Consider the following 20,285-nt stretch of genomic DNA (forward strand, 5'->3'; position numbering starts at 1 on the left):
AGTCAGTCGATCGCGGCCCAGGATTCGATGATCACCCGCGCGATCGAAATCGACCCGGGCAGCAGGAGTTTCGACTCCGAGGAACTCGACCAGTCCCCGGCCGCCAGCGCCTCGCGCACCTCGTCGCGCGTGAACCACGCCGCCTCGGCGATCTCGCCGTCGTTGAACGAAAAGTCCTGCGCCGGGTCGCCGACGGCGTGGAAGCCGACCATCAGCGAGCGCGGGAACGGCCACGGCTGACTGCCCAAATAGCGCACGTCACGCACGGTCAGCCCGATCTCCTCACGGATCTCCCGAGCCACACACCCCTCGAAAGACTCACCGGCCTCGACGAATCCGGCCAACAGCGAGAACATCCGCTCCGGCCACACCGCCTGGCGCGCCAGCACCGCGCGGTCGCCGCCGTCGTGCACCAGACAAATCACCGCCGGGTCGATGCGCGGGAACTCCTCGTGCCCGGTGACCGGGTTCACGCGTGACCAACCCGCCCGGGCCGGACGTGTGGGTGAACCGTCCACCGAGCTGAATCGAGACTTCTCATGCCAATTCAACAGTGCGACAGCCGATGACATCAGCTGGCCGCTGGTGTCGTCGAAGATCGGGCCGAGGCTGCGCAAGTTCACCACCTCGGTGCGCGCGTCGGGGTCCTCCGGGGCCTGCAGCGCGCCGCGGATCGCCCACACGTGGCGGCCACCCTCGAGGCGCCCCAGAAACACCGCCTCCGACGGCGGCTTGTCGCCGAGTTCGGCGGCGGCACCCAGCACCACCCGGCCGTCGGAAACCAGCACCTGATTGCGCGAGTCCACCCGCAGCAGCGCCGCCTCGGCCCAGCCCGCGGTGGCCGCCTCGACGTCGGTGCGCAGCTGATCGGCTCGGTCGGCTCCGACGCGCGACAGCAACGGGACGCTGCGCAGCTGAAAATCCGCGATCGCCATCAATGCCCCACGCTTCGGATGTAGAGCAGGCGGTCGTTGGCCTCGACGGCGTCCACCTCCGGGGCGTCGATGCGCCACAGGTGCCCGTCGCGCACCACACCGAGCACGATGTCGCGCAAATGCCGCGGCGAGCCGCCCACTTCGCTCTGCTCGACCTCACGCTCGGCGATGGCGAGCCCGGCGTCGGGCGTCAGCAGGTCCTCGATCATCTCCACGACGCTGGGCGTCGTGGTGGCAAGCCCGAGGAGCCGGCCCGCGGTCGCCGACGAGACCACGACCGAGTCCGCCCCCGACTGCTGCAGCAGGTGCTGGTTCTCGGCCTCCCGGATCGAGGCGACGATCTTGGCGTTGGGCGCGATCTCGCGCGCGGTCAGCGTCGCCAGCACCGCGGTGTCGTCGCGGCTGGTGGCGACGATGATGGACGCGGCGTGCTGGGCCCCGGCCAGCCGCAACACATCGGCCTTGGTGGCGTCACCGTGGACGGTGACCAGGCCCGCGCTCTCGGCGTGCTCGAGCGTGCTGCGATCGGTGTCGACGACGACCACCTCCGCCTGGATGGTTTCGTCGCCGAGGATCGCGGCCACCGCCGTTTTGCCCTTGGTGCCATAACCGATCACGATGGTGTGATTGCGCACTCTGCTCCTCCAACGCTGAATCTTCCACCCTTGGCGAGACCGCTCGGAAAGCACTTCGAGCGTGGTGCCGACCAGCACGGCCAGGAACGCGATCCGCAGCGCGGTGAAGATCAGGGTGTGCACCAGGCGCGCGGTTTCGGTGTACGGCGTGATGTCGCCATAGCCGGTGGTCGACAGCGAAACCGCCGAGAAATACAGGCAGTCCAAAAATGTCAGCGGCTCGTTGCGCACATCGCGGAACCCGTCGCGGTCCAGGTAGACGATGACGGCCGCGCCGAACAGCACCACCAGGGCGATGGCCAGGCGGCGGGTGATGACCCGAATGGGGCTGGCGTGCTCTTCGGGGATGCGCACCACGCCGATCAGCTGGTGACCGCGCTGGGCGGTCAGCGTTTCGTCCAGACCGCTCAGCTTTCGGGACCTACCGTTGCCCACGGCGGCCCGTCATCGGTTTGATTTCCGCGCACGAGACACGCACGCGTCTTATGTAACCACGGGCACCGCCTCCCCGATACTCGGGCGGCGCGGGTCACACCGCGTACCGTCCGGATCGATCAGCAACCCGGCCAGCTCGGCGGCGCTCGGCAGTTCGCCGGGGACCACGGTGGTACCGGCGCGCACGTAGTAGAAGGCGGTGCGCACCGACGATTCCGCGACCCCGGCCAGCGCCGCCCAGGCCATCCGGTACACCGCGAGCTGGACGGCGGCCTGGCGCAGCGCCTCCGCGCCGTGCGGCGGTTCGCCCGTTTTCCAGTCCACGACGGTCGCGCCGCCGTCGGGATCGGCGAACACCGCGTCGATGCGCCCGCGGACCAGGGTCTCACCGATCGGCATCTCGAACGGCACCTCGACGGCGACGGGAGTCCTTGCGGCCCAAGGAGATTCGGTGAATGCGGCCTGCAGCGCGGCCAATTCGGCGCTGTCGCCGACGTCGGAGTCCGCCGCACCCGGCAGATCGCCGAGATCGAACAGGCATTCTGCGCCGTAGAACTTCTGGACCCAGGAGTGAAACGCATTGCCCAGCAACGCATGCGGATCCGGCCGCGACGGTAGCCGATGCCTCAACCGCTGCGCGGTGCCCGCCGGGTCGCGCGCCAGGCCGACCAGGGAGCTGACCGACAGCTGGCCGGGCAGTTCCCGGACCGGTGGCTCGATCAACCGCGCCCGTTCGGCCAGCAACGCATCGACGTCGGCGGCCCAGCCGTCGACATCGGCACACGGCCGGCCGGGTCCGGCGGCGAGCGCCCGCCTCACCAGCGTCGCACCGCGCTCGACCTCCTCGCGCCGCACGGCCAGCGGGTCTGCCGGCCACACCGCTTCGATGACGTTGTCGCGAAGCGGGTTTCGCTCGCCGTCGGCGGGCGACGGCGCCCAGTGCTCCACGGTGCCGCAGGGGTCGCCCGCCACGGCCGCACGGTCGATGACGTCCTTGATTTCCACCAGGAAATCCGACGGGCCGCGCGGCTTGACCCCGGTGGCGCCCCAGTGGTGCCCGGACACCAGCAGGGTGTCCTCGGCCCGGGTGATCGCGACATACAACAATCGGCGCTCCTCGTCCACGCGCCGCTGATCGAGCTGGCGGAGATGCTCGGAGATCTTGTCCGACAGTTGTTTTCGGTTGGTGACGTCCGAGGTGTCGAGCACCGGGATGCCCAGCGCCCCGGCGGCGGCGCGGTCGCCGCGAAGCAGCGGGGGCAGCTCCGCGGCGTCGGTGAGCCAGGTGCTCCTGGACGCGGTCGACGGGAACGTCCCACCCGAGAGGTGCGCGACCGCCACCACCTCCCATTCGAGTCCCTTCGCCGAATGCACGGTGAGCACCTGGACGCGGTCGCGCGCGACCGCCAAAGGTGCCGGCGCCAAACCGTTCTCGACCGCCTCGGCGGCATCCAGAAACCCCAGCAGCCCGCCCACCGAGGCGGTTGCGGACGCGTCCAGCCGCGTGGCCGCGCCGTCGGCGCGCTCGGCGTAACCGGCGACGACGTCGGCGAACGCGTCCAGGTGCTCGGTGCCGGCCCAACCCGCCGCCACCCCCGCCGCGGCCCGGACCTCGCAGTCGACGCCCAGCACGCGGCGCACCTCGGCCACCAGGTCGGCAAGGGGATGGCCGAGGTGGGCGCGCAGGGCGCTCAGCTCGGCGCCCAAGGCGGTGATCCGCTGATACCCCGCCGCCGAATACGAGCCGGCCGGACCCGGGTCGGCGATCGCGTCGGCCAGGCAGACGGTGTCGGCGTCGACGTGCGAGGGGTCGGCGGCGCGCGCAATCGCCTCGGGCGAGGGCGGCGCGGGGTCCCCCGCGGTCCCGCCGAGCGCGCGCGCACGCTGCCACAGCGCGGCGATGTCGCGGGCGCCGAGGCGCCAGCGCGCGCCGGTGAGCACCCGCATCGCCGCCGCGCCGGCCGTCGGGTCGGCGACCAGCCGCAGCATGGCCACCACCTCGGCGACCTCGGGCACCGACAGCAGCCCGGCCAGCCCGACCACCTCGACGGGAATGCCGCGCGCCCGCAACGCGTCGGCGATCGGCGCGGCGTCGGCGTTGCGGCGCACCAGCACCGCGGCCGTCGGCGGGCTCACGCCGTCGGCCCGGGCCCGCCGGTAGTGGGCGTCGAGTTGGTCGGCGATCCACTCGCGCTCGGCCACCACGTCGGGCAGCAGGGCGCAGCGGACCGTGCCGGGCGGGGCGTCCGGGCGAGGGCGCAGCGCGTGCACGGCCACCGATCGCCGCCGCGCCTCGGCGGATACGGCGTTGGCGACCCGCAGGGTCCGCGGCGGATTGCGCCAGCTGGTCCGCAATTCCAGGGCGGGCGCGGGTGTGCCGTCGGAGCGGGGAAAGTCGGTGGTGAACCGGGGCAGGTTGGTCGCCGAGGCCCCGCGCCAGCCGTAGATGGACTGGATGGGGTCGCCCACGGCCGTCAGCGCCAGCCCGTCGTCGACCCCGCCGCCGAACAGGGCCGACAGCGCGATGCGCTGGGCGTGGCCGGTGTCCTGATACTCGTCGAGCAGCACCACCCGGTAGCGGGCGCGCAGGTCCTCACCGACCTGGGGGAAGCCCGCCGCCAACCGCGCGGCCGAGGCCATCTGCATGCCGAAATCCATCACTTTCTCGGCGCGCATGCGCTCGTCGAGCGCGTCCAGCAGAGGCACCAACTCCGCGCGCTCGGTCTGGGTGCCCAGCAGGCGCAGTAACCATTGGCTGGGACCGCGCTCCCGCTGATAGGGCCCCGCGGGCAGGCCATGGACGAGCCGCTCTAGCTCGACGTGGGTATCGCGCAGCTGTCCGGTGTCGACGAGGTGTTCGGCCAACTGTCCCCACAGGCGCAACACCATCGAGGTGACGGCGGCCGGGGTCTTGTCGGTGTGCAGCTCGCCGCGGTAGCCGTTGACCACGTCGAAAGCCAGCTGCCACAGCTCGGTTTCGCTGAGCAACCGGGTGTCGGGCTCGACGGGCAGCAGCAGCCCGTAGTCGCGCAGCAACGAACCCGCGAACGCGTGGTAGGTGCTGATCACCGGGGCGCCCTCGGGCTCGGCGACGGCATCGCCGACCGGGCCCAGGCCGACGCCGGCCAACCGGGCCAGCCGGGACCGGACGCGGCGCAGCAGCTGGCCGGCGGCCTTGCGGGTGAACGTCAGTCCCAGCACCTGGGCGGGTTCGGCGTAGCCGTTGGCGATCAGCCACACCACCCGTGCGGCCATGGTCTCGGTCTTACCGGCTCCGGCCCCCGCGATGACGACCAGCGGGCCCGGCGGCGCGGCGATGACCGCGGACTGCTCCTCGGTCGGCGGGAAAAGGCCGAGCGCGCAAGCCAATTCGCTCGGGTTGTAGCGGGCGTTCATCGGGCCGCCCCGTCGGTGTGCGCCGGGCAGCACGGCCGGATGGGGCAGTGCGTGCAACCGTCGTTGCGCCGCGCCACGAACTGCGGGCCGGCCGTGGCGGCGGCGGCACGCCGGATGACCTGTCGCCATTCGTCGCCGGCGTCCGCGGTGAGCGGGTCCTGTTCGCGTTCGACGGCCCCGGCCGCCCCGGCCTTGCCGACGTAAACCAGCCGCGCCCCACCGGGTTCCACGGTGTCGCCTCCGGGGGCCACCAGGCCTTCGGATACCGCCAGCTGATACATCGCCAGTTGGGCGTGTTGTTGGGCGTCGTCCTTGCTGACCGGGGACTTGCCGGTCTTGACGTCGACGATCACCAGCCGGCCGGCGGCGTCGCGCTCCAGCCGGTCGACGCGGCCGCGCAGCCGAACCTGTTCCCCGTCACCGGTTTGAAGGGTTCCGTCGATCTCGACCTCGACGCCGACCTCGGTGAGCGCGCCGCGGCTCTGGCTTCGCCACTCGACGAACGCCTCGAGCATCGCGCGGTGACGGGCCAGCTCGTTGTCCGAATGCCATTGCGCCGCAAAGGGTAGGTGCTGCCAGGCGCGCTCCAGCTCGGCCAGCAGTTCGGATTCGCTTCGATGCGGTTCGGCGATCAGCGCGTGCACTACCGAACCGATGGTGGAGCGCAGGTCGCGCGGATTGGTCCCGCCGTGGCGTTCGGCGAGCCAGCGCAGCGGGCAGTCGGTCAGTGTCTGCAGGGTCGACGGGGTCAGCGTCACGACGTCGCCGCCACCCCGCAGCGGCTCACCGGTGCTGACCGGGGTCAGGCCGTGCCAGCCGGCCGGGTCGGCGCCGGGCACCCCGGCTTTGGCCAGGCGGGCCAATTGCGTTGCCGCGCAGTCGCGGGCGAGCTCGTCCACCGCCCCGTCGGGGGCGCAGACCACGCCCCGCAGCCGGCCCACCAGCGCAGCCGCCGACAGCACCCGGGGCGCCGAAACAGGTTGCAGCGCAGTCGTTTCCACGTCTTCGTCGGCCCATTGCGCGATGTCGAAGAAGAACGGCGACGGCAGCGCGGCCGCGTGGTCCGCCCCACCGGTGTCGCTGTCGACCGCCGTCACCAACAGCCGCCGGCGGGCACGGCCCATCGCCGCCACCAGCAACCGCCGCTCCTCGGCCACCAGGGGTGCGCGCATCGAGGCGTCCGCGGTGACCCCGTCCAGCTCGTCGAGCAGCCGCTGGGTGCCCAGCACACCGCCCCGCGGAACGGTGTTGGGCCACAAACCATCCTGCAATCCGGCGATGACCACGAAATCCCATTCGTGTCCCAGCGCGGCGTGCGCGCTGAGCACCCTGACCTGCCCCGCCGTGGCGGCCGGCTCGGGGTTGGCGTTCGGCAGGTGCAGCGCGGCGACGTGCTCGACCAGGCCGCGCAACGACGCGCCGGAAGTGCGCGACACGTAGTCGTCGGTGATGTCGAACAACGCGGTGACCGACTCGAGATCCCGGGTGGCCTGGGCCGCGGCGGGGCCGCCGCGCTCGCTGACCGACAGCCAGCGGCGCTGCAGCCCGGACCGGTCCCAGGCGGCCCACAGGGTGTAGCGCGGGTCCTCACCGGCTTCGTGGCACCGCGCGGCAGCATCCAGCACCGCGCGGACCTTGCGCAACGAACGGAACTGTGGACCCGGCGGCACGGCGCCCGACAGCGTCTCGACCAACAGCTCGGCGAAGTCGCCCGGCGGGCGATCGGGGTTGGCGCGCTGCAGGGTTCGGCGCAGTTGCCGCAGCGAAACCGGGTCGACGCGGCCGATGGGGCCGGTCAGCAACGCCAGCGCCTGCTGCCCGTCCAGCCCGTCGGCGGCGGCCAGCAGCACGGTCAGCAGCGCGCGCACCGCCGGCTCCTCGGCCAGCGGCCCGGTGGCGGCGGCCGCGGCCACCGGCACCCCGGCGGCGGCGAGCGCGCGCGGCAACCGCGCGCCGGCCCGCGGTACCGACCGGACGATGACCGCCATCTGCGACCAGGGCACGCCGTCGACCAGGTGCGCCCGCCGCAGCGCGTCGGCGATCGCCGCCGCCTCGGCGTGCGCCGAGGCGGCGAGGCGCACCGTGACCGATCCCTCCCCCGCCCCGGCGCCGTCGATCCGGCGGCCGGCGCCGCCGCCGGGCAACCGGGCGGCGATGCCGCTGACGGCGCGGGCCACGGCGGGCGCGCAGCGATGCGACGTCGTCAACGTCACCGCCGGGCCGTCGCCGTCGAGCAGCCCGGCCGGTTCGCCGCCCCGGAAGCCGAACACCGCCTGATTGGGGTCCCCGGCGATCAGCGCCAGCTCGGCGCCCGCCGCGAGCACCCGCACCAGGCGGGCCGCCTGAGGGTCGAGCTGTTGGACGTCGTCGACCAGCAGGACCCGGATCCGGCCGCGTTCGGCCGCCAGCAGCTCGGGGTCGACGGCGAACGCCTCCAGCGCCGCGCCCACCAATTCGGCGGCGCCCAGCGCGGGTGTCGTCGCCTCCGGCGCGGCCGTGCCGACCGCCGCGCGCAGCAACATCACCTGCTCGTACTGGCGTGCGAATTGCCCCGCGGCGATCCATTCCGGCCGGCGGCAACGACGGCCGAGCCGCTCCAGTTCCCCTGGGTCGATACCGCGTTCGGCGCAGCGGGCCAACAGGTTTCGCAGTTCCGTGGCGAACCCCGCGGTGCTCAGCGCCGGCCGCAGCTGCGCCGGCCACGCGGACGTCGCGCGGGGGCCGTCGTCGAGGTCTCCGGCCAGCAGCTCCCGGATGATGGCGTCCTGCTCGGCGCTGGTGACCAGCCGCGGGGGCGCATCGCCGGCCCGTTCGGCGGCGCGCCGCAAGACCGCGTAGGCATACCCGTGCACGGTCCGCACCAGCGGTTCGCTGACGGCGACCCGGCCCGGTCGGGAGCGCAGCAACGCCGTCGTCAACGCGCTGCGCTCGGCCATCCCGAGCCGGCCCGAACCGGTCAGCAGCAGAACCGATTCCGGGTCGATCCCGGCGTCGATCCGGGCGACCGCGGCGTCGATCAGCAGGCTGCTCTTTCCGGTTCCGGGCCCGCCGAGCACGCGAACGATCCCGCGCGCGCCGGGCGCCAGCACAGCGCTCGCGTCGGCCTCCCAGGTGTGTGCCATGGCTGCATGCAATCACCAGGGTGTGACAAGTGGACCCGGTCAGCGCCGACGCGAGCTCTTACCCTGGAAGTCGCAGCAGCGCGAAGAATGGTCTCAAGGCTGCAAAAGGAGGGGTTGACGACCATGACGGACGAGCACGGCTTTCCCATCGACGAGGCGCCCGAGGGCGACGCGGTGGAGCAACTGCGGCCCGCCGATTCCGACGACGACGCCGGCCTGGACACCGATTACGTGAGCGCCCGGGACCGCGAGGCCAACGAAGCCGACGTGATCGAGCAGGCCTACGTCGTGTCCGCGGACGACGATCGGGACGACGATCGCTGAGGACCGCCCGCGACGCCCGGTGACGGCGGCTGGCACCATCGACGGGTGACCGCGAAGTTGTACGTCCACCGCTACGGTCCGTCCGGTCCGGCGCGGATCCTCGCGCTGCACGGGCTGACCGGGCACGGGCAGCGGTGGCAACACCTGTCCGGCCTGCTGCCCGAGATCGGCCTGGCCGCACCGGATCTGCTCGGCCACGGCCGGTCCTCGTGGGCGGCGCCGTGGACCATCGACGCCAACGTCTCGGCGCTGGCCTTGCTGCTCGACGCGCAGCCCGGCACGCCGGTGGTGGTGGTCGGCCACTCGTTCGGCGCAGGGCTCGCCATGCACCTCGCCGCGGCCCGGCCGAACCAGGTTTCGGGGCTGCTGCTGCTCGATCCGGCGATCGGGTTGGACGGCGCGTGGATGCGCGAAATCGCCGAGGCCATGTTGTCCTCGCCCAACTATCCCGACGCCGAGGAAGCGCGCCTGGAAAAGGTGCACGGCTCGTGGTCGGATGTCGAGCCCGCGCTGCTCGAGGCCGAGCTCGACGAGCATCTGGTCGCCCTCCCCAACGGCCGCTACGGCTGGCGCATCAGCCTGCCGGCGATGATGGCGTACTGGAGCGAGCTCGCCCGCGACGCGGTGCTGCCGCCGGCGCAAACGCCGACGATCCTGGTGCGCGCCAAGCGAACATCGCCGCCGTATGTCACCGACGAACTCATCGCGGGCCTTGCGCAGCGGCTGGGATCGCGTTTCCGGCTGCTGGATTTCGACTGCAACCACATGGTGCCCTACGCCAAGCCCGACGACGTCGCCGCGCTGGCCCGCGAGCTACTGGAAGCCCGCTGACCGTGGCGCCGGTGACCGACGATCAGGTCGAGCGGGTGCGGGCGCTGGTCGCCGCCATCCCGTCCGGCAGGGTGGCCACCTACGGCGACATCGCCTCGGTCGCAGGGCTTTCCAGCCCGCGGATCGTCGGCTGGATCATGCGGACCGACTCCTCGGACCTGCCGTGGCACCGCGTCATCACCGCCTCCGGGCGCCCGGCGCGCCACCTGACCACCCGGCAGCTGGAGCTGCTGCGCGCCGAAGGCGTGCTTGCCCGCGACGGCCGGATCGCGCTGCGCGAGGTTCGCTACGAATTCCCGGACGGGGCCTAGTGGCGATCGCCAGCGCGGCCGTGGCGATCGCAAGCGCGGTGCAGCCGGGCGCAGCGGGTCGCCACTACCGGCCGAAGCCGGGCGCAGCGGGTCGCCACGCAACTAACCTAGAGCACCAACCGGACCAGCGCCGCGGTGCGGGCCAGACCGGGGAACGCCTCGGCGGTGGACCGCGGGTGCAGCGCATGGACCGCCAGGCGAAACATCAACGCCCGCAACAACATCTGCGGCCATTCCGGTAGGGCGTTCCAGCGCTCGATGAGTCCGTCGTCGGCCTCGCCCCAGGACAACGCGTCGATGACGGCCACGCCCGCCGCCCATGACGCGGGCCGCCAGTACGGGGTGATGTCGGTGATGCCCGGCGCCGCGGTGCCCACGAAAAGCACTGTGCCGTAAAGGTCCCCGTGGACCAACTGGTTGGGACTCTTGGTCGGCTTGCGCAACGTGGCGAGCTGGTTGAGCAACTCCACCGAGCGCTCGGCGTCCGCGGTGGCCGGGGCCACCCGGGCGCCGGGCGGCACCGAGGCCAGCGGCCGTTCCTCCCACGCCGCGCGGTCGGCGGCGATGAAAATGTCGACGTCCCCCCAGGGCGCCGCGGGGCCCTGGGTCAAAAAGCGGGGGCGTTCCAGTTTGCCCGTCGCCTCGTGCAGGCGCACCGCCGCCGAGACGACCTCGTCGTGGCGGGGCTCCGGCGTCCCCGCGACGAAGGTGTCCGCCCGCCACCCGGAAACGACGTAGCGCCCGTCGGTGGACCGGACCGGGCGGGCCAGCCGGACGCCGTCGACGAACAACGTCTCGCGGACCCGGGCGGACCACGCCGCGCGGGCGTTGTCGGCCACCAGCGACAGGACGACCTCACCGCACCGCCAGCCACCCTCCCAGCTGGCGCCCAGATAGACGGGTTTGACGCCGGCCAAACCGAACGCCGACAGCACATGGTCCGGCGGTGGCTCGACTGTCACACCGGTACTCTAAACGAGTCCAACAGCGGCGAAGCTCAGTACAGGATCATGTCGGGTTGCATCTGCTGCGCCCAGGCCACAATTCCGCCCTCCAGGTGCACCGCATCGGCGAACCCCGCCTGCTTCAGCACCGCCAGCGCCTGCGCCGAGCGCACGCCCGTTTTGCAATACAGCACCGGCATGCGGTCCCGCGGCAGCTTTGCCAGACCCTCACCCGAGTTGATCGACGACTGCGGGACCAGCTGCGCGCCGTCGATGTGCACGATGTCGAACTCCACGGGCTCGCGGACGTCGATCAGGGCCAGCTCCTTGCCGGAATCCAGCAGTTCGCGCAGCTCCCGCGGGGTGATGGCCGTCGCGTCGCCGGCTGAGGTGTCGGCCACCGCGCCGCACAGCTGCTCATAGTCGACGAGCTCGGTGATCTTCGGCCTCGACGCGTCGGACGGGTCCCGGCGAATCGCGATCGTGCGGTAGGTCATCTGCAGCGCGTCGTAGATCATCAACCGGCCCAGCAACGAATCGCCGATGCCGGTGATGAGTTTGATCACTTCGGTGCTCATCACCGAGGCGATGGACGCGCAGACGATGCCCAGCACGCCGCCTTCGGCGCACGACGGAACGGTGCCGGGCGGCGGCGGCTCCGGGTACAGGTCGCGGTAGTTGAGGCCGCGTCCGTCCGGCGCGTCCTCCCAGCACACCGAGATCTGGCCCTCGAATTGGTAGATCGAGCCCCACACGTACGGCTTTTTCGCCAGCACCGCCGCGTCGTTGATCAGGTACCGGGTCGCGAAGTTGTCGGTGCCGTCCACGATCAGGTCGTAGCAACTGAACAACTCGACGGCGTTGGTGGAGTCCAGGCGCACCTCGTGCAGGCGCACGTCCACCAGCGGGTTGATCGCGAGCATCGACTCCCGCGCCGACACGGCCTTGGGACGCCCGACGTCGGCCACGCCGTGAATGATCTGGCGGTGCAGGTTCGATTCCTCGACGACGTCGAATTCGACGATGCCGATCGTGCCCACGCCGGCCGCGGCAAGGTACAGCAAGGTCGGCGCCCCCAGGCCACCGGCGCCGATCACCAGCACCCGGGCGTTCTTGAGTCGCTTCTGCCCGTCGACCCCCAGGCCGGGAATGATCAGGTGACGGCTGTAGCGGGCCACCTCGTCGCCGGTCAGGTGGTCTGCGGGTGCCACCAGCGGCGGCAACGACGACACGGACAACATCTCCTCGGTCAGCTTCGTGGTTCTGCTTATGAATCCATCACAGCAGCCCGCCGGGGCGACGGCAACGAAGGCACTCGGCCGCTAGGCGATCGGGTACGGCCAGGGGTTGAAGCGGCAGGTTTTCCCGTCGGCCTTGACGGTGTCGGGGTCGAACTGCGCGGCGTCGTTGTTGGACGTGGAGAACGTCTGCTGCATCATCACCGGCGCCAGGGCGCCCTGCTGTTCGCAGGCCTCGTGGTGCAGGTATCCGATGGCGTGGCCGACCTCGTGGTTGATCACGTATTGCCGGTACGAACCGATGTCCCCTTCGAACGGCACGGCGCCGCGCACCCAGCGCGCCTCGTTGATGAAAACCCGCGCCTCGCGGTTGGCGCCGAAAACCGGGTTGTAGCAGGACGTCTCCAGCCGGAATTCGTAGCCGCACCCCTCCCGCACCGTCACCGGCGACACCAGCGAGATCCGAAAGTCGGGCTTTGCCCCACTGGCGCCGTCGATCCGGATGAAAGCGAACTGCGGGTTGTGCGTCCAGCCCTTCGGATTGGCCAACGTCTGGTCGACCATCTGCGCGAACGCTTCGTCGTCGCCGAACATCGTCGGGTCGATGCCGTTCTCCACCTCGACGGTGTACCGGAACACCTTGGCGGTGCCCTGGCCGAACTGGGGCGTCGCGCCCGGCACCGCGTGCCACGTCTTGTCGCCGGCTTCGGTGAAGGGGCCGCCGTCGGGCAACGTCCCGGCCGGCAGGTTGGCGTCGAACGCGGCGAGCCCACGCGGCGGCGCGTCGATGATCGTGGTGCCCACCGCGCCGATCGCGGGCGGACTCTCGATGGGCTGGCTGTTCGTGGGCTTCGACGCGCCGGCGCCGGTCACCGTCTGGTACATGACCACGGCCGTCAGCACCGCCAGGACCGGCAGCGCGTACGCGCGCCAGCCGTAGGTGGAGACGAACCGCCCGAGCCACGTTTGTTTGCGCCACTGCCGCTGCCGCTCACGGTCGGCCCGCGCCCGCCCGGCTTCCGGGGCGGCCAGGGGGTCACGCAGCGCCCGCAGCGGCTCGCGCCACTCGTCGCGCAGCACCGGCACGCGACCGCTGCTGCGCGGGGGTCGCTGCGACGTCATTTTCCCAGGATTACACAGCGGACCACCCACGCCGACCGTGGCGCGCCCGAATCCGGCGCCCGACACCGCTTCTGCCAGGTACGACGACGCCGACGGCGGGAGCTCCAACCCCGCGGGTAGTAAGGTCTTTTCAACGAGCTGCGAGCGGCTAGCCCCGGTGGACCGACGGCCGGCCGTCGACAATCAGATGAGGACTCGATGAGCGAACTCGCCAAGATGCCGGCACGGCGTGCCGTCAGATCGGCTGACCGCGGCAGGCCGGCGGACGGCGCCGCGGCCCCCAACCGGCGGGGCAACCGGCTGCCCCGCGATGAGCGCCGCGGCCAGTTGCTCATCGTCGCCAGCGACGTCTTCGTCGACCGCGGCTACCACGCGGCCGGCATGGACGAGATCGCCGATCGCGCCGGGGTTAGCAAACCCGTTCTGTACCAACACTTTACGAGCAAGCTCGAGCTGTACCTCGCCGTGCTGGCGCGGCACGTGGAAAACCTGGTCTCCGGCGTCCAGCAGGCGTTGAGCACCACCAAGGACAACCGCCGGCGGTTGCACGCCGCGGTGCAGGCGTTCTTCGATTTCATCGAGCACGACAGCCAGGGCTACCGGCTGATCTTCGAAAACGACTACGTCACCGAGCCCGAGGTGGCCGCCCAGGTGCGCGTGGCCACCGAATCCTGCATCGACGCGGTGTTCGCGTTGATCAGCGAGGATTCCGGGCTGGACCCGCACCGCGCGCGGATGATCGCCGTCGGGCTGGTCGGCATCAGCGTCGACTGCGCCAGGTACTGGCTCGACTCCGATCGCCCGATTTCGAAGGCGGACGCCGTCGAGGGCACCGTCCAGTTCGCCTGGGGCGGACTGTCACACGTGCCGCTGACCCGCTCCTAGCGTCCCTTGCCGGCATGTTTGCCGGCTTCGATTTCGGCACCGATCCCGAAGCCGACCCGCCGCGCGTCGGCGACGCCGATCTCGACGTAGGCGATCTTGCTGGTGTGGATCAGGAAGCGACGGCCCCGCTCGTCGCTCAGTCGCAGCAGCCCCGACCCCTCGCCGAGCGCGGCGCTGACCAGGTCTTCGACTTCGGCGGGCGTCTGGTCGCTGGCAAGGACCAACTCGCGCGGACTATCCGTGATCCCGATCTTGACCTCCACGGTCACCCCTTCCGTAGGCATTGAAGTCGTGCGCGGGCGGCGAAGTCCCAGCCCCGTCAGCAGCAGGCTAGTTGACGCGGCCGACCCCCACCTCGTCGCGTCCCCACACTTCGCGGTCAGCGAAACTTCGGTCGCGCGCCGATAACGATTCGCTTGCAGGTTGTCTCACACACCCGCGCGATACCCGATCCGCGCTTTCGCATGGCTAACTTCGGCCCCATGGGTACCACATTGCCGCACCTCGACGACCGGATCCGGAGCTACCCGGACGACGACGCTGACGACTGCGACACCGACCCCTACCTGAACGCCGACTACAACTGGACGGGCTGGCCGGCCGATTCACGCTGGCGACCCGCGACGGCGATCCTCGGCGCGGTGGTGGCCGTCGGCGCCATCGCCACCGCCGTCATCATCAACAGCGGCGACAGCGCGTCAACCAAGGCCACGCTGGGAGCGCCGGCCCCCCACCCGGTGACCTCGGCACCCGCGACCACCAAGGCGTCCGCGCCACCGAGCCCCTCGCGCGTGGCCCAGCTGCCGCCGGAGACCGTGACGACCGTCACCACACCGAGCGCCGCGCCCAGCACCCCGGCGGCCCAAACCCCCACGGCCGCACCGCCTCTCGCGCCCGCGCCGCCGACGGCCGCGCTGAACCCGCGCACCGTCGTCTACAGCGTGAGCGGGACCAAGCAGCTGCTGGACCTGGTGAACGTGGTCTACACCGACGCGCGGGGCGTCCCGCAGAGCGAGTTCAACGTCTCGCTGCCGTGGTCGAAGGTGGTGGTCCTCAATCCCGGCGTGCAGACCGAATCCGTGGTCGCGACCAGCTTCTACGGCCAGCTCAGCTGCTCGGTCTTCAACGCCGCCGGTCAGCGGATCATGGCGTCGGGCAGCCCGTCGAACATGGCGACCTGCTCGCGCTGAGTTTGACGGCCGTCAGCTCAGGCCCAACTCGTGCATGCGGCGGTCGTGCGTCTGCTGCAACCGATCGAAGAACGCGTTGAGCTGGCCCAGCCCGCCGGCGCCCGACATCACCAGGTCGACGAGCTCGTCGTGGTCGGCCAGCAGGTACTGGGCCTGGGTGATCGCCTCGCCGAACAGCCGACGGGACCACAGCGCGAGCCGGCTGCGTTGCTTGCCGCTGGACGTGACGGCGGCGCGCACCTCGGCGACCACGAACTGCGAGTGCCCGGTCTCGGCCAGCGCCCCCCGCACCACGTCGGCAACCTCGTCGGGCAGCCCGTCGGCGATCTCCAGGTACAAATCGGCGGCCAGGGCGTCACCGACATACGTCTTCACCAAGGCTTCCAGCCACGTGCTGGGCATCGTCAGGCGGTGGTAGTTCTCCAGCGCCGACACGTACTTCGACATCGCCGACACGACGTCGACGCCGCGGCTTTCCAGCGCGTCGCGCAGCTGCTCGTAGTGCTGCATCTCCGCGGCGGCCATGCTCGCCATCGAGATCCGTCCGCGCAGGTCAGGGGCCATCCGCGCCTCGTCGGTGAGCCGGTAGAACGCGGCGATCTCGCCGTAGGCCAAGACCGCGAACAACTCGTTGACCCCGGGGTGATCGGCCGACAATCGCGGGGCAGCCGACTCCTCCACTTGGTCGGTGGAAGAGGGCTGGTAAGAGGGCCGGGTCATGGCAACACTGTAGTCGGCGGAGTTGGCGCGAAACGGGTGCCGGAGCTCGACCAGCTATCATGTAGGTAGATGGCGGTGTTATTTGTGCCAAATGTTCTTCCCACGCCGCTATCGGCGAAATGTGCGTGCACAGCAGGCCCGCCCGGGCTGGGACCCCCAGACTGAGCCGGAGCCCGCGACTCGGCGACGTATTCGGAGTCGGAACTCGTGCGCGCGTGACCGCGACAGAGAAACACCCGACACAATCCGATACGTCTTCGAGAGGCTACCTACCCACGCATGACCACACTGACCAGCACAACTGAACTGACCTTTGCTCAACTCGGTGTCCGCGACGAAATCGTGCGCGCACTCGCCGAAAAGGGGATCGAAAGCCCTTTCGCCATCCAGGAACTGACCCTGCCGCTCGCGCTCGCCGGCGACGACCTGATCGGGCAGGCCCGCACCGGCATGGGCAAGACCTTCGCCTTCGGGGTGCCGCTGCTACAGCGCATCACCTCCGGCACCGCCGCGCGGCCGCTCAACGGAACACCCCGCGCGCTGATCGTGGTGCCCACCCGCGAGCTCTGCCTGCAGGTAACCGATGACCTGGCGCTGGCGGCCAAGCATTTGACCGCCGACGAAGGCCGTCGGCTCTCCGTGGTCCCCATTTACGGCGGCCGCCCCTACGAGGCGCAGATCGAGGCGCTGCGCGCCGGCGCCGACGTCGTGGTGGGCACCCCGGGCCGGCTGCTCGACCTGAGCCAGCAGGGCCACCTGCAGCTCGGTGGGCTCTCGGTGCTGGTGCTCGACGAGGCCGACGAGATGCTCGACCTCGGCTTTTTGCCCGACATCGAGCGCATCCTGCGGCAGATCCCCGTCGACCGGCAGTCGATGCTGTTCTCGGCGACCATGCCGGACCCGATCATCACGCTGGCCCGCACCTTCATGAACCAGCCCACCCACATCCGGGCCGAAGCGCCGCACTCGGCGGCCACCCACGACACCACCGTCCAGTACGCCTACCGGGCGCACGCCCTGGACAAGGTGGAGCTGGTCAGCCGGATCCTGCAGGCCGAGGGCCGCGGCGCCACGATGATCTTCACCCGCACCAAGCGCACCGCCCAGAAGGTCGCCGACGAGTTGGCCGAGCGCGGTTTCGCGGTGGGCGCCGTCCACGGCGACCTCGGACAGGTGGCACGCGAGAAGGCGCTCAAGGCTTTCCGGACCGGCGACATCGACGTGCTGGTGGCCACCGACGTGGCCGCGCGCGGCATCGATATCGATGACGTCACCCACGTCATCAACTACCAGATCCCCGAGGACGAGCAGGCGTACGTGCACCGCATCGGGCGCACCGGCCGCGCCGGCAAGACCGGCGTCGCCGTCACCCTGGTGGACTGGGACGAGCTCACCCGCTGGGCGCTGATCGATAAGGCGTTGGGGCTGGACAACCCCGAACCCGCCGAGACCTACTCCAGCTCGCCGCACCTGTACGACGAGCTGAGCATCCCCGCCGATGCCGGAGGCACCGTCGGTGCGGCCCGCAAGGCGCAGGGCGCGCGCCGCACCGGTGAGCGCGCCACCCAGAAGCCGGGACAGAAATCGGAGAAGACCGCGCGGCGGTCCGGGACGCGGCGGCGCACCCGCGGCGGCCAGCCGGTCAGCGCGCACCCGTCGGGCAACGGCGCCGCGAGCAGCAACGGTGATGCCGCCGCGGAAACGCCGGCCGGCTCCCCGCCGGGAAACGCCGGCTCCAGCCGTCGCCGCCGTCGGCGCCGCAAGCCGGCGGAAGCCGCCGCGGCGGCCCCCACCGCGCAAAACAACTAATTCCCCGCGCCACGCATGGTCAGACCCGAGCGCCGGACCAAGCGCGACATCCTGGCCGCCGCGACCATCGCGGTCGTCGTCGCGGTGACGGCGGCCCTCATCTGGTGGACCAGCGACGCGCGGGCCACCAGCAGCCGCCCGGCCGCCGTCCCGGCGCCCAACCCGAGCCCGGCCCGGCAGGTTCCCGCCGGCCTGAAACAACTGTGGACCGCCTCCAGTCCGGCCACCACCGAGCCGGTGGTGGTGGGCGGGGTGGTCGTCACCGGTGCGGGCGTGCGGATCGACGGGCGCGACGCCGGCACGGGCCAGTCCCGCTGGAGCTACGCCCGCGACACCAGCCTCTGCGGAGTCTCGTGGCTGTACCGCTACGCCGTCGGGGTCTACCGCGACGACCGCGGCTGCGGGCAGGTGAGCACCCTGGACGGCTCCACCGGTCACCGCGGCCCCGCCCGCAGTGGCTACGCCGACCCGCGGGTGCGGCTCTCCTCCGACGGCATGACCGTCTTGTCGGTCGGTGACACCCGCCTGGAGCTGTGGCGCTCGGACATGGTCCGGATGGTGGCCTACGGCGAGACCGACGCCCGGGTGAAGCCGTCGTCGCGAGGGCTGCACTCCGGCTGCAGGCTGATCTCGGCCGCGGCCAGCTCGTCCGCGGTCTCGGTGCTGGAGAGCTGCGCGAATCAGGCCGACCTGCGCCTGGTGCTGCTCCGGCCGGGCAAGGACGACGACGAACCCCAGCAACACGTCGTGGCCGAGCCGGGGATCGCGCCCGATTCGGGTGCCCGGGTGCTGGCAGTCCGGGACACCACCACCGCGGTGTACCTGCCGGCGCCCCAGCCCCGGGTGGACGTGATCGACGAAACCGGCGCCACCGTGGCGAGCACCCTGCTGCCCAAGCCGCCGTCGCGCTCGGCGGCGGTCTCGCACGCCGGCAGCCTGATGACCTGGTGGACCGGCGATTCGCTGATGGTTTTCGACGTGAACACCCTGGCGCTGCGCTACACCATCGCCGCGGGTGACAAGACGGCGCCGCTGGGGCCGGGGGTAATGATGGCGGGCCGGCTGCTGGTGCCCGTCACCGGCGCGATCGGCGTCTACGACCCGGTCAGCGGGACCGGCGAACGCTACATTCCGGTCGACCGTGCGGCCAATCCCCCGCCACCCGGGAGGGCGGTGGTCCCGGCCGTGTCGGGGTCGCGGGTGTTCGAGCAGCGCGGCGACACCGTGGTCGCCCTGGGCTGAGCGTTCGGGGCGGCGACGGCCGCCCGGGCGTCTTAGCCCATCGGGCCGCGACGGCCGTCGCCCGAGTTAGCCCGTCGGGCAGCCTAGGGCCCGTCGAGTGTGAATCGTTGGCTTTCGGTGTGAATCTGCGGCGGCGACACGCCGATCGGGCGCGCCGCCAGTTCACACTCAAAGCCGTCAGTTCACACTCAAGATTGCGGCTCGGCGCTGAGCGCCGGGCGGGCGATCGCCGCTAGACCTCGACCGCGAACGTCGGCAGCGGCTTGCCGTTCTTCCAATGCCTGAGCAGCGCCGTCGCCAACTCGCCGTACGCCGACGCGCCCTTGTTCTTGCGGCCCGCCATCACCGACGAACCCGAGGCGCTGGCCTCAGCGAAACGCACCGTGCGCGGAATCGGCGGGGCCAGCACCGGCAGGCTATAGCGGTCGGCGACATCGAGCAGCACGTCGCGGGTGTGGGTGGTGCGCGAGTCGTACAGCGTCGGCAACGCGCCGAGCAGGCGCAGCTCCGGATTGGTGATCTGCTGGACATCGGCGACCGTCCGCAGGAATTGGCCCACACCGCGATGCGCGAGCGTCTCGCACTGCAGCGGCACGATGACCTCGTCGGCGGCCGTCAGCCCGTTGAGGGTCAGCACACCCAGCGACGGCGGACAGTCGATGATCACCACGTCGAACCGGTCTGCGAGTTTGGCCAGCGCTCGCTTGAGCGCGTATTCGCGCCCCGCCCGCATCAGCAGCATCGCCTCGGCGCCCGCCAGGTCAATGTTGGCCGGTAGCAGCGTCATTCCCTCGGCCGTCTCAACCAGCGCGGCGTTGGGCTCGACCTCACCGAGCAATACCTCGTGCACGGAGACCGGGAGTTTGTCCGGGTCTTGGCCCAGCGAGAAGGTCAGGCAGCCCTGCGGGTCGAGGTCGACCAGCAGGACCCGCTTCTTCTCCTCCACCATCGCCGCCCCCAGCGAGGCAACGGTGGTCGTCTTGGCGACGCCACCCTTCTGGTTGGCCACCGCCAATACCCGGGTCCTACTCACTGGCCGCCCGCCCCTCCGCATCGCCGCGCGCTCACAGTGCCATCCTGGCATGTTCGTCCACCATGCGCTCGGGCCCGGCAGCCACCGCATGTCGTCCGGCAGAATCATTCTCT

General features: G+C 71.2%; 17 protein-coding genes. 7 read left to right on the forward strand and 10 right to left on the reverse strand.

The window, feature by feature from the left end; translation table 11 throughout:
- Nucleotides 1-2: 2 nt before the first annotated feature.
- From nudC to P6281_RS20310, 4 genes are read right to left on the reverse strand one after another with little or no spacing between them, the layout of a single operon-like run.
- Nucleotides 3-935, reverse strand: a complete 933-nt coding sequence (gene nudC / locus P6281_RS20295; protein ID WP_008259652.1) for an NAD(+) diphosphatase — start codon at nt 933-935, stop codon at nt 3-5.
- Nucleotides 935-2,005, reverse strand: coding sequence for a potassium channel family protein (locus tag P6281_RS20300; RefSeq protein WP_008259653.1), 1,071 nt, complete (start codon nt 2,003-2,005; stop codon nt 935-937). The genes nudC and P6281_RS20300 overlap by 1 nt, the downstream gene beginning before the upstream one ends.
- A 48-nt stretch (nt 2,006-2,053) precedes the next feature.
- Nucleotides 2,054-5,401: an ATP-dependent helicase gene (locus tag P6281_RS20305; protein WP_324738501.1), complete on the reverse strand. Its 3,348-nt coding sequence runs from the start codon at nt 5,399-5,401 to the stop codon at nt 2,054-2,056.
- Nucleotides 5,398-8,523 (reverse strand): ATP-dependent helicase, encoded by a 3,126-nt coding sequence (locus P6281_RS20310; RefSeq protein ID WP_014385636.1) that lies wholly within the window; start codon nt 8,521-8,523, stop codon nt 5,398-5,400. Before P6281_RS20310 ends, P6281_RS20305 begins: the two co-directional genes overlap by 4 nt.
- A 123-nt stretch (nt 8,524-8,646) precedes the next feature.
- On the opposite strand from P6281_RS20310, the gene P6281_RS20315 reads away from it, so the two are divergent.
- From P6281_RS20315 to P6281_RS20325, 3 genes are read left to right on the forward strand one after another with little or no spacing between them, the layout of a single operon-like run.
- Nucleotides 8,647-8,847, forward strand: a complete 201-nt coding sequence (locus tag P6281_RS20315; RefSeq protein ID WP_041785165.1) for a hypothetical protein — start codon at nt 8,647-8,649, stop codon at nt 8,845-8,847.
- 45 nt (nt 8,848-8,892) lie between these two features.
- On the forward strand, nt 8,893-9,678 hold the full coding sequence (locus P6281_RS20320) for an alpha/beta fold hydrolase (RefSeq protein ID WP_324738502.1): 786 nt from the start codon (nt 8,893-8,895) through the stop codon (nt 9,676-9,678).
- A 2-nt stretch (nt 9,679-9,680) separates the two neighbouring features.
- Nucleotides 9,681-9,989, forward strand: coding sequence for an MGMT family protein (locus P6281_RS20325; protein ID WP_038537325.1), 309 nt, complete (start codon nt 9,681-9,683; stop codon nt 9,987-9,989).
- A 107-nt stretch (nt 9,990-10,096) separates the two neighbouring features.
- On the opposite strand, the gene P6281_RS20330 is transcribed toward P6281_RS20325, so the two are convergent.
- The 3 genes from P6281_RS20330 to P6281_RS20340 form a co-directional block, all read right to left on the reverse strand.
- Complete coding sequence (locus P6281_RS20330; protein WP_008259667.1) at nt 10,097-10,951, reverse strand: TIGR02569 family protein; 855 nt, start codon at nt 10,949-10,951, stop codon at nt 10,097-10,099.
- 35 nt (nt 10,952-10,986) lie between these two features.
- Nucleotides 10,987-12,174 (reverse strand): adenylyltransferase/sulfurtransferase MoeZ, encoded by a 1,188-nt coding sequence (moeZ, locus tag P6281_RS20335; protein ID WP_014383161.1) that lies wholly within the window; start codon nt 12,172-12,174, stop codon nt 10,987-10,989.
- Between the two features lie 81 nt (nt 12,175-12,255).
- Nucleotides 12,256-13,293, reverse strand: coding sequence for a DUF3152 domain-containing protein (locus P6281_RS20340; protein ID WP_014712236.1), 1,038 nt, complete (start codon nt 13,291-13,293; stop codon nt 12,256-12,258).
- Nucleotides 13,294-13,491: 198 nt separating this feature from the next.
- Between P6281_RS20340 and P6281_RS20345 the strand changes: the two genes are divergently transcribed.
- Nucleotides 13,492-14,178, forward strand: coding sequence for a TetR/AcrR family transcriptional regulator (locus tag P6281_RS20345; RefSeq protein ID WP_008259670.1), 687 nt, complete (start codon nt 13,492-13,494; stop codon nt 14,176-14,178).
- On the opposite strand, the gene P6281_RS20350 is transcribed toward P6281_RS20345, so the two are convergent.
- On the reverse strand, nt 14,175-14,441 hold the full coding sequence (locus tag P6281_RS20350) for a DUF3107 domain-containing protein (protein ID WP_036389938.1): 267 nt from the start codon (nt 14,439-14,441) through the stop codon (nt 14,175-14,177). The two genes, P6281_RS20345 and P6281_RS20350, sit on opposite strands and share 4 nt — an antisense overlap.
- A 219-nt stretch (nt 14,442-14,660) precedes the next feature.
- On the opposite strand from P6281_RS20350, the gene P6281_RS20355 reads away from it, so the two are divergent.
- Nucleotides 14,661-15,368, forward strand: coding sequence for an MmpS family transport accessory protein (locus tag P6281_RS20355; protein WP_014712237.1), 708 nt, complete (start codon nt 14,661-14,663; stop codon nt 15,366-15,368).
- Between the two features lie 12 nt (nt 15,369-15,380).
- Here P6281_RS20355 and P6281_RS20360 read toward each other — a convergent pair whose 3' ends face one another.
- Nucleotides 15,381-16,088 carry a ferritin-like fold-containing protein gene (locus P6281_RS20360; RefSeq protein WP_026071232.1) on the reverse strand — a complete coding sequence of 236 codons (708 nt, stop codon included), beginning with the start codon at nt 16,086-16,088 and terminating at the stop codon, nt 15,381-15,383.
- 279 nt (nt 16,089-16,367) lie between these two features.
- On the opposite strand from P6281_RS20360, the gene P6281_RS20365 reads away from it, so the two are divergent.
- On the forward strand, nt 16,368-17,897 hold the full coding sequence (locus tag P6281_RS20365; RefSeq protein WP_014380922.1) for a DEAD/DEAH box helicase: 1,530 nt from the start codon (nt 16,368-16,370) through the stop codon (nt 17,895-17,897).
- Between the two features lie 15 nt (nt 17,898-17,912).
- A complete protein-coding gene (locus P6281_RS20370; RefSeq protein WP_009956180.1) occupies nt 17,913-19,139 on the forward strand; it encodes an Rv3212 family protein in 1,227 nt (408 codons plus the stop codon).
- Between the two features lie 232 nt (nt 19,140-19,371).
- Here P6281_RS20370 and P6281_RS20375 read toward each other — a convergent pair whose 3' ends face one another.
- Nucleotides 19,372-20,172: a ParA family protein gene (locus P6281_RS20375; protein ID WP_009956179.1), complete on the reverse strand. Its 801-nt coding sequence runs from the start codon at nt 20,170-20,172 to the stop codon at nt 19,372-19,374.
- Nucleotides 20,173-20,285: the final 113 nt, after the last annotated feature.

It is taken from the genome of Mycobacterium sp. 5-140-3-2 (assembly GCF_035666375.1).
GTDB classification, from domain to species: Bacteria; Actinomycetota; Actinomycetes; order Mycobacteriales; family Mycobacteriaceae; genus Mycobacterium; species Mycobacterium intracellulare.